6 protein-coding genes are annotated in these 9142 nt (G+C 67.1%); 1 reads left to right on the forward strand and 5 read right to left on the reverse strand.

The window, feature by feature from the left end:
- The 5 genes from QCN29_RS36090 to QCN29_RS36110 form a co-directional block, all read right to left on the reverse strand.
- Positions 1 to 246: hypothetical protein (locus QCN29_RS36090; protein WP_279933488.1), on the reverse strand; the 246-nt coding region annotated here is incomplete at its 3' end.
- 506 nt (positions 247 to 752) lie between these two features.
- The gene (locus QCN29_RS36095) at positions 753 to 1967 is read right to left on the reverse strand and encodes a hypothetical protein (RefSeq protein WP_279933489.1); all 1215 of its coding nucleotides are present in this window, start codon (positions 1965 to 1967) and stop codon (positions 753 to 755) included.
- 204 nt (positions 1968 to 2171) lie between these two features.
- Positions 2172 to 3284 (reverse strand): tyrosine-type recombinase/integrase, encoded by a 1113-nt coding sequence (locus tag QCN29_RS36100; RefSeq protein ID WP_279933490.1) that lies wholly within the window; start codon positions 3282 to 3284, stop codon positions 2172 to 2174.
- Between the two features lie 112 nt (positions 3285 to 3396).
- Positions 3397 to 5178, reverse strand: a complete 1782-nt coding sequence (locus QCN29_RS36105) for a pentapeptide repeat-containing protein (protein WP_279933491.1) — start codon at positions 5176 to 5178, stop codon at positions 3397 to 3399.
- A gap of 153 nt (positions 5179 to 5331) precedes the next feature.
- Entirely contained in the window at positions 5332 to 8547 is a 3216-nt protein-coding gene (locus QCN29_RS36110) for a Tn3 family transposase (RefSeq protein WP_279933492.1), read from the reverse strand.
- Positions 8548 to 8859: 312 nt separating this feature from the next.
- Here QCN29_RS36110 and QCN29_RS36115 point away from each other — a divergent pair.
- On the forward strand, positions 8860 to 9142 hold a 283-nt coding region (locus tag QCN29_RS36115; protein WP_279933493.1), incomplete at its 3' end, for a transposase.

The raw sequence follows: 9142 nt of genomic DNA on the forward strand, positions 1-9142 counted from the left end.
CAGGGGATGTCGAAGGCTGCGATTGGCCGGGAACTCGGGCTGCACCAGGCCACCGTCCGCAAACTGGTGAATGCTCGCTCTGCCGACGATGTCGTCGCCAAGAATCTGCAGCGGGCGCACGTCGTCGACCCGTACATCGGCTACCTGCACCGACGCTGGAACGAAGGCGTCAGAAACGCTGCACAGCTCTACCGGGAGATCCAGGAACTCGGCTATCCCGGCGGCGAGCTCGCCGTCCAGCGTCACCTGCGGCGCTACCGCACAGGGCGTGGACACGCACCCGCCCCGGGGCCCAAGCCTCCATNCGCTGGAACGAAGGCGTCAGAAACGCTGCACAGCTCTACCGGGAGATCCAGGAACTCGGCTATCCCGGCGGCGAGCTCGCCGTCCAGCGTCACCTGCGGCGCTACCGCACAGGGCGTGGACACGCACCCGCCCCGGGGCCCAAGCCTCCATGGGGTATCGCCGAGGTGAGCCCAGAAGCCGCCAATAGTTGATCTTGGAAGCGTCAGCGCTTCCGGCGGGCGGCGGGGTCGCGTTCGGCGACGTGGGGGTGCCGCTAACGAGCGGCGACCCGCCAGTCAGCCCGGTCGAGGCCCGCGCGAGGACGAACCCGGAGTCCAGTGCGCGGGAAACGTGCCGTGGCAGTACCTGAACGCGTCAGCTTCGTCGGCCGGGGCGGAGTCGGAACGCCTGGCACCCCGCGGCCAGACGGCAAGATAAGCCCCGTAGCTGCCTCCGGTGGCCGCCCGTCAGCTCTCCTCTTCCTGCCTGGTCTTCTGGGCATTGACGACGAACATTGCCCACCGGGTGTCCCCTCTGAACTTGAAGTCCGAGATGGTTCGGTCGGCGTTCACCATGGCGCTGAGCACACTCCCAAGACCGGGGAGCAACTGGTTGGCTCCTGCTCCGAGAGCCATGCTCGCGAGGGTCCGCAGGATCGCCGGCCGGTGCATCCGCCGGAGGGCCTCGCGCTGGTGGGCCTCGATAGCCTTCTCGACCTCTGCGGCCAGCGTGGCAGCAGAGCCGTCCGGGGACGGGCGGCCCGCCAGAAACTGCCGCAGATCCTTGATCCGCTTGTCCTTGCGGAGCTCGGCGATGTAGTCGTCATAGACGCCGCGCGGAGTGAGAGTGTCCGTGCTGCGCAGGTGGAGGATCTTCTCGATGGCGTCGATCTTGTAGGTCTCGAACTGCACGTCGTCGTCCGGGTTGCTCTGCGGAGGAGCCAGCAGGATCGCCGAGCCGGTGTTCACGATGCAGTCCATAGGGCCGAGTTGGAGGGCATCGGCAACGGACCACTCGGCCATCTGGTCGAGGTCTGCCAGTTCCCGGCTCCTGAGCAGGGTCTGTGCTGCTGTCGAAAGCTGGTCGCCGGGCGCCTGTGCGTGCTGTGCGATCGCGTCGTAGTCGGTGCGTGGCCGCAGCGACGTGATGTGTCCAGCGCGGTCCATGGCCGCAGTTAGGTGATCCCGCAGATACCGATGGCGTTGCGACTGCCCCCGGTACTGTGCGTGTCCCTGCTGCTTCTGCCACGCCTGCCAGTCGGAGAATCTGCCGAGGTCCCCGGCTATCGCTGCTGCCCGCAGGTGCGGTCGGCGCGCGTCGTCACTCCACTCGGCGAACTCGCGGCGCAGGTCCTCCTGGCGCGCACGGAACACCTCACGAGCGGTCTTCGACAGCTCCGCGTCGTCGGACACGAACCGAACGAAGTCCAGTTCCTGCATGTCCGCAGGGCACAGGTCGCGGCTCAGGAACCACAGCTCGTCGTAGCACAGCATGAGCCCAACCGCGTTCTCCAGCACCGCATTGGGACGGTCGTACCCGTACACCTGATGGGGGTTCGCCTCATCGTAGAAGGCCGGGGCGAACCTGCCGAGGAAAGCGCGCCGCTTCTCCGGCCGCCACGTCTGCGTCGGCAGCCGCCTGCCGACTCCGGCGTGTGTCTGCGGCCGCGCACTCTCACTCACGCTTGTCCCCCTCCGGAGCGGCTCTTGACGTTCTACTGAAGAGAGCCTATTCGCGGCATGCCGCCGGTGTCCTACGCGAGGCGGTGGCCCGCCGCGGAGGGCCACCAGGGCACGGAGCCGCCGGTCCTGGTGACGGGTACCGCTGGTGAGCCCGAGAAGGAGGCCAACCGAAACACGCCGGAAGCATGCCATAGCCCACTGTGATCAGCTCCGTCGGCGGGCTGCGGGGTCGCGCTCAGCGACGTGCCGGGCAACCGCGTCCACTCCGGGGCGAGCGTAGCGTTCCAGGGACCGTACGGAGGCGTGCCGGGAGCGGGCCAGCAGCATCGGCGTGGACGTGCCGTTCTCCGCGTCGTGCGTCAACGCACTGTGCCTGAGCCGGTGCAGTGTCCACCCCTCCAGGTCCTCGATGTCCTCGGGCCGGGCGAGCGGGTTGGCCAGCAGCCGGGTGGACTCCTCGAAGATCTCCTCCGCCCGGCGGTAGGAGAGCCGGGCGCGGCTGGTTTCCTCGCACACGTCCAGCGTCGCGGTCCCGGCCGGAGCCTTGCGGCCGGTGAGAAACAGCGGCCCGCGTGTGCGGCCGGCGATCAGGCGGGGCAGGAGCTGGGCGGTGCCGGACTGCCAGTGAATCCACTCGGTCGCCCCGCCCTTGGCGGTGATCCTGCCGCGCTTGTCCTGCGGGTACAGGTCCTCCACGTTCAGGCACAGCACCTCATCGGCCCGAGCCGCCGACTCGTAGAGCATCTTCCAGAAGGTCTTCTCCCGCAGCGCCGCGTCCAGCCGCCACAGGGCCGTGATCTGGCTCTCGGACAGGGCCTTGGTCCGGTCCGGCGGGGCCGGGCGCCGCTCGATGCCGATCGTCGGATCGCAGGTGATCCAGCCCTGGCGCTGCCACCAGCCGATCGCCTTGCGCGCGATGGACAGCTCCCGGTTGACCGTGTCGGCGTCCATCTCGTCCGCCCGCGCGGCGGCCAGCTCGGCCAGCACCTCCGGCAGGCCCGGGTCGTCGATCACGGTGACCGGGACGGCGGGCGGCTTCGCGCCGCGGCGGGCCCGCCCGGTCGGCGCCGGCCGCCCGGCGACCATCCACCCCCACGTCGTCAGCGAAATCCGGTAGATCCGCGCGGAAGACTTCGCGATCCCCGCTCCGGTGAGGTACCGCTCGACCGCCGCGGTGTACGTGGCCGGAAGGGCGGACAGGGGCACCACCCGGGCGCGCGGCGCCGGAAGCACGCCCCCGCCCTCCTCGACGCTCGCCAGTTCGACCGACACCCGCCACCCCTCCCGGGACTTCTCCGCCGCAGTAAATGCGTACACCTCACCTCGGCGGCCGGAAACCCCCACCGCAGGTCGCGAAGATCACGATAGAGGCTCTGCCGCAGTAAATCCGGCATTTACTGCGGCAGACAGCCGTAGGTGCATCAGGGATCTAGCGCTTGACACGGTTCCGGATGGCAAGGACAGCAAGGAGGAGCAGAATCGGCTCGAAGAGCCGGGATGCCATTTCGATGTAAGTGCCCGCTCGGGTGAGGTTCTGCCCAGAGGTCCGGAAGATCACGGAGTTCATGACGACTCGGGCAGCTCTATCGGCCCGCGGGAGGGTCATGAGCTGACCATGAATGGCTAGGTCGGGCTTGTTCGTACTCAGCGTGATCCTGTGTTCATCAAGCGTGCCCGTAGCCGTTGGTAGAGGCGCTCGGGTGGGCAGGCCCCACAACATGAGGCTCAACATGGTGAGAGCTATCGCAACCGCCAGCGAGACCAAGGCCCGGGAAGCACGTAGTCCGTAACCAGCAAGCAGCCAATATGCAGTCAGCAGCCATCGTTCACTGGCTGGCGCATCGCGACTGTGGCGGCGCATCTCCATCTCACCGTAGTAGAAGTCCGCCGCGCCAGGCTCGTTCTTGCCGTCCTCGAAAGCTTTACGCAACTGCCGGTAGATGGCGGTTACGTCCTCGGGTGCAGGGGTGAGATCCGAGGCGGGGTGGTGTGGTCCAGTGCGCCAGTTACGGGGTGACAAAGGTTGCCCTGGTTCTGGGGCAGATTGGTTGGCCTCAAGGGCGCGCCAGTGGTGTTCTTCGGCCAGGGTGCGTCGACGGCTCCACCGGTAGGGCACTGCGCGATGCCAGCGGTGGAAGCCGGTGGGAGGCGGGGGGAAAGTGCAGCTGCCTTCTAGGCGAAGCTGGTCAAGGTGAAAAGCCCCGGAGAACAGGCAATCACTCAGGTCGGTGTCGGTGAGGACCAGGTGGGCGGCGTCTACCCCACGCACCGAAGTCACTCGGACTCCAGAATCGGCGACCGTCAGATATTTCTCGGGGATCGTCTTGCCGAGGGCTGTAGTGAAGGGGGCGGGATGAGCCGTGACAGCGACGGGGAAAGAGAGGACCGCGTCAGTGAGGTCGACGGTCGCGTAGCGAAGACGCAGAGTGGCTGTCGATTTGAAGCGCGCCCGCTCACAACGCACCCCACGTGCCGCAACCATCATGGTCACCGGTGCTTCGAATACCGCGCCCGACACAAGGACGTCCCGCCGACACAGCAGCGGCCCAAACGACAACTCCTTCTCAAACACCGCACGGGTAAACTCAGCGTCGCCGCTGAAAATCGCTCCTTTGAAGTTGGCATCGCCGCCGAAGATCGCCTCTCTGAAGCTGGCGTAGTTGAGGAACCAGTCGTCGTCCCCGGTGGGCAACCCGAAGCTCGCTCCGCCGCCGAAGTAGGCGTCTCTCATGAAGAACGTCCCGCTGAAGTTGACGGCGCCGGTGAAGTCCGCGCCTCTGAAGTCGGCGTCGCCGGTGAAGGTAGCTGCTCTGAAGTCGGCGTCGCCGGTGAAGGTAGCTGCTCTGAAGTCGGCTCTACCAAATTTTGGTTTCCCAGCGTCAGCGTCCCAGAGGGCCTTAAGGATGTCGTCGAGAAGGCTTTCGGAGAAGGGGGTGCTGCGGTGTCTCCCGTCGAGGCGCGAGTCGTCGAGGGTCCTGAGAATGTCATCGAGAGGACCCCCAACGAAGAGGGTTCCACGGTGGTCGATGTCGGAACCCGGACTCAGGCTGTCGAGGTACTCGGTGCGCTCGGCGTCTGCCAGGTGGGCCAGGCACCTGGTGTAATCACGGACCAGGATCCCGGGGCAGCCGATTGGATTCTCTTCGTCGGCGCCGTGCCCGCAGTGCGGCCAGGGTGGTGGTTGCGGCTCTGGGAAGGGTGACGTCGTCATTGGCAAAAGGTCGTCCGGCTGGTCACCATCCCATAGTCGGCTGATTGATACATACGTGACGTGTCTGGAGGTGGTCTGACCAGCTGATTCACCCGTTCGGCACACCGCGCGCCCATGAGGCCTGATGAGCCGTCACGCACCCTCTGGGCTGGGTCAGGCCGCTTGGTCGAGCCCGGCAGCAGTCAGGTCCTGTTCCCGGAGCAGGGTGAAGTCGACGTCCAGCTTCGGGTCGTACGCCTCCGGCTGAATGCCGAGTTCATGCGTGCTGTACTCGCCGAACCGCTTGATGTGCTCGGTCAGGTACGGCGAGATGTGGGCCAGGTCCTCGGGGTCGATCTCCCATCCCTCTTCCAGGAGCTGGCGGACGATCTCGGCGATGTCGAGGGCGTTGTGGAAGATCACGGCGTTCGTGAGCAGGGCGTTGAATTTCATCGCCTTCTCCTGCTCGACAGGGTCGTTGTCGGCGATGACGCCCTGGTTGCCGAAGCCGACCCACTGGGAGAACCGGTTGAACGACTCCACCTTGTTCGTCGCCGCGGTCACCCGCCGGCGAAGCGGCGCATCCGTCAGATACCGCAGCAGCTGCACCGTACGGATCACGCGGCCGACCTCGCGGAAGGCGGTATAGGTGGCGTTCTTGTGCGAGCCGGACCGGAGCCGCTTGAGCAGCGTGGCCGAGGAGAGCGCGCCTTCGCGTACGGAGATCGCCACCCGCATCAGGTGGCGGAACTGGGACTCGATCAGGTCGAAGTCGATGACGTTCTTCCCGGCCTCGCCGAACAGGGCGTCGATGTGCACGTACTCGGTGGTCTTGCTGGGCCGGTAGAAGGTCAGCCCTTTCCAGTTCCTGATCCTCGGCATCAGGTCGAAGCCCAGCAGGTGCGCCAAGGTGAAGACAGGCAGCGACTGGCCCTGAGTGTCCGCGTGCACGGTGGTGGGCTTGACCTCGGAGGAGTTCTTGAGCAGGCCCTCGATGATGTAGACGGCCTCCCACACTCCGCACGGAATGAAGTGCGTGAACAGCGCGATGTAGGTGTCCGAGATGTGGTGGTAAGCGATGCCTCCGGGCTTGCCGTACCGGACGGACGTCTCGGCCAGCAGGTTGTCGAGGTAGGTATCCATGTGGGTGCCGTCCGCGGCCACGGCGGTCCCGTCGCCCCACGCCTGCGAGATGTCGAGGCGCGCGTGCGCGTTGACCAGGTCGGCGATGGCCTCGTTGAGCAGCACGAGGGAGAAGTGCCGGTTCGCCGTGTACGCCAGCTCATGCCCGCTCACCCCCGGGATGTGGCGGGCCGCCTCGTACGGGCCCATGTTGGTGCCCTTGACGAAGGTGGTGAGCACGTACCGGCCGAACGGGTCGGCAAGTTTCGGGTCGTTGCCCGACGGTGGCCCGAAACGGCGCCACCACTCCACCCAGTACGCGGTCCGGGCACAGATCCCGATCAGCGTGCGCTCCGGCATCCTCGCCTTGATCTCCTGCTCCAGCCGCTTCGCCGACGGGCGCTGTCCCTCCGAGCGGTGCGCCTTGAGCGAGGGGATGCCGGTGGACGGGTCGATGACCAGGCTCTCGTTGTCCGGGTACCCGGCGTCCGCCGCCGCGGCGGCGGCCCGCAGCCGGTCCTCCAACTGGCGGCGGAAGGACACGGCGTCAAACCCGTCGGCCTCGCCCTCCTCGCACAGCCCGACCTCCACCAGGTAGGCGGGCAGCTTCTCCTCGACGACCTCCCACGCAAGCAGCTGCCCCGACCAGTCGGCGTACTCCTCCGAGCCGACCACTGCCACGTCGCCGGTGCGCAGTTCCTCGGCGAGGCAGGTGAAGACCATCGCCTCGAAGTGCTTGCGGACGAACTGCCCAGGGCGGGTCTTGTCGACCACGGCCTTCTGCCAGTTCTGCGTGGCGAAGGAGATGTCGATGCGCCTGCCGTCCTCGCCGATCGCGCTGATGTACTCGCGGCGGGCGGCTTCGTTGCGCTGTGCGTGCGCGAGCGCGTCCAGCACCCGCCCGTCCTGCGAGGTGGCGGTGAACTGAAGCTTCTCGGCCAGGTCGAACATCAGCGCCCGGTCCCGGCCGATCTGCCCGTACAGCAGCACCTCCCAGAAGTTGCCGTGGTGGGCGGAGACCTTCTCGATCTGCTCGTACTGCTTCGCGAACCCGCCGAAGCTCTCCACGGTCTTCGTGACCGTGGAGAGCCCGCCGGCCTGCACCAGCAGGGCCTTCATCAGGGCGAGGACGGCCGGGGAGACCTCGCCGCCCAGGCGCCGGGCGACCTCCTCAATCGACGCCTGTTCGTCCAGCCCCTGAAGGGCGGCCACGGCCCCGGCGGTCATCTCACCGGCCTTCGCCAGCGCGGCCTGGGCCGGGCCGCCGTCGTCGATGTCCTTGAGCACACTGCGGTAGTTGCCGATCAAAGCCTCGGTCATCTCCCGCTCGGCGAGCCGGATCTCCTCCAGTTCCTCCTTCGCCCTCTTGACCTTCGTGCCCATGCGCTTGCAGAACATCAGCGCCAACTCGTCACGGACCCGCATCCGCGCCTTGTGCGCCAGACACGCCATCAGCGCGACCCGCTTGACCGGCACGTACGCCTTGAGTTCGGAGGCGTCCGCCGCGTCCGCCTCCCCGGCGAAGTCCGTGACCTTCCGCGAGGCGACACCGTCCATCCACACGCCGGTGTCGCCCAGGGCGTCCACCCAGTCCAGATGCGTGATCAGCCGCTTGAAGTGCGACCAGGTCGGGCTCTGCGCGGACTTCTTCAGCCGGTTGTATTGCGTGGTGCCATCCGAGTCGCGTTCCTCCAACAACCGCAGCAGACCCGCCCGTTCTACCGCGCCTATCCGGTCGTGGATGCCCGTGCAGATCGACGCGTTCACCTCTTTGCGGACCGTCGAGGCCATCGCGTCGAGGGTGGAGAACGCCGGCACCTCCAGCCCGGCCCCCACGACCCTCTCCAACGCGATGTTGATCAGGTCCGCCGGGCGGTTCTTCGCCGCGGCCTCCTTCCGGATCGATCCCTCCGCGATCCGGCGGGCCTCGGCCTGGTCGTAAGTCGCCCCCACCCGGCGGCGCACCTCCGTACGCTGCCGCTCCGCCGTCCGGCCCGTTGCCCACAACGGCACGGTCCCTTCCGGCAGCTCCACCGCGCGGCGGACGAAGTCGACCACCATCTCCGGGTATTCGTCCGGCTTCGGGAACCGGCCCATCCGCTGATAGGACTTCAACGCCAGCAGCAGCGCGAGCTGATGGCTGTCGGAATCCATCCGCTCAGCCGCCCACGCCGCCTCCTCCCGGGTCGGCGCGAAGAACAGATGCAGCTCATGCGCGGTGATCAGCCGCTTGAACCGCGGATACGCGGTCCGTTCGATCGAGGTCACAACCCACCCCGGCCCAGACGACGGTCAACATCACCACCAACGACACTGAGCTGAATGGGTGACGGCCGACGACAGCCCGAACCCCAAGATCAACTACTGGCGGCTTCTGGGCTTACCTCGGCGATCCCCCTCCATCGGTCCGCGAGGTCACCTCCTGGATCATGACGCATCCCGAGCACCTGCGGGACGAGAACGCCGACAAGCTCCACCGGATGCGTGAGCGCGATCCCGAGCTGGACCGGCTCACCGGTCACGTCAGGAAGTTCGCCGCGATGATGNCCTCCATCGGTCCGCGAGGTCACCTCCTGGATCATGACGCATCCCGAGCACCTGCGGGACGAGAACGCCGACAAGCTCCACCGGATGCGTGAGCGCGATCCCGAGCTGGACCGGCTCACCGGTCACGTCAGGAAGTTCGCCGCGATGATGACCGGACGCGACGGTGACCGCCTCGAGGACTGGATCAGCGGAGCCGAACAGGACAACCTGGCCCCGCTGGCGTCCTTCGCCCGCAACCTCCGCCGCGACTTCGACGCCGTCCGCAACGGCCTGTCCCTGCCGCATAGCTCCGGCGCTGTCGAGGGCAACATCAACC

The sequence above is a fragment of the Streptomyces chengmaiensis genome (genome assembly GCF_029846775.1).
GTDB classification, from domain to species: Bacteria; Actinomycetota; Actinomycetes; order Streptomycetales; family Streptomycetaceae; genus Streptomyces; species Streptomyces chengmaiensis.